This is a genomic window from Mesorhizobium sp. M4A.F.Ca.ET.050.02.1.1, assembly GCF_003997725.1.
In the GTDB taxonomy this organism is placed as follows: Bacteria; Pseudomonadota; Alphaproteobacteria; order Rhizobiales; family Rhizobiaceae; genus Mesorhizobium.
In genome coordinates this window covers 1-730 of sequence record NZ_RZSG01001359.1, presented here as the reverse complement: position 1 = coordinate 730, position 730 = coordinate 1, and the positions used below count along the sequence as shown (strand labels likewise).

1 protein-coding gene is annotated in these 730 nt (G+C 66.3%); it reads left to right on the top strand.

All coding sequences use genetic code 11. The annotated features are described in order from the left end of the window. Window positions 1-730: cytochrome c peroxidase (locus EOA33_RS37485; protein WP_281033608.1), on the top strand; the 730-nt coding region annotated here is incomplete at both ends.

The window sequence follows — 730 nt, the reverse complement described above, 5'->3', positions numbered from 1 at the left end:
GTCGACCGGCCGGGCCTGCGCGCGGTGCCATCGCTGCGCTACCTGCAGGCGGCACCCCCCTTCACCGAGCACTTCTACGATTCCGAGGATGAGGGCGACGAGAGCGTCGACAACGGCCCGACCGGCGGGCTGACCTGGGACGGCCGCGCCGATCGCGGCCAGCAGCAGGCCAGGATCCCCCTGCTCTCGCCTTTCGAGATGGCCAACAAGGATGAGAGCGGGGTGGTCGCCGCCCTGAGCAAGGCCGCCTATGCGCACGATTTCAAGGCGGCATTCGGCGACGATGTGTTCGAACGGCCGGACGACGCCTTCGACGCCGCGGTCGAGGCGCTCGGCGCGTTCGAACAGAGCAGCGCCGATTTCTACCCCTATTCCAGCCGCTACGACGCTTTCCTTGCCGGCAGGGCGACGCTCTCGGCGCAGGAATTGCGCGGCCGCGTTCTGTTCGAGGACGAAGCCAAGGGCAATTGCGCCAGCTGTCATCTGAGCCGACCCAGCAACAATGGCGAGCCGCCGCAGTTCACCGATTACGGTCTGATCGCCGTTGGCGTGCCCCGCAATGCGGCGATCCCGGCCAATGCCGATCCCGCCTATATCGATCTCGGCCTGTGCGGCCCGCTGCGCACCGACTTCAAGGGACGCGCCGAATATTGCGGGCTGTTCAAGACGCCGACGCTGCGCAACGTGGCGCTGAGGAAAAGCTTCTTCCACAATGGCTATTTCCACACGC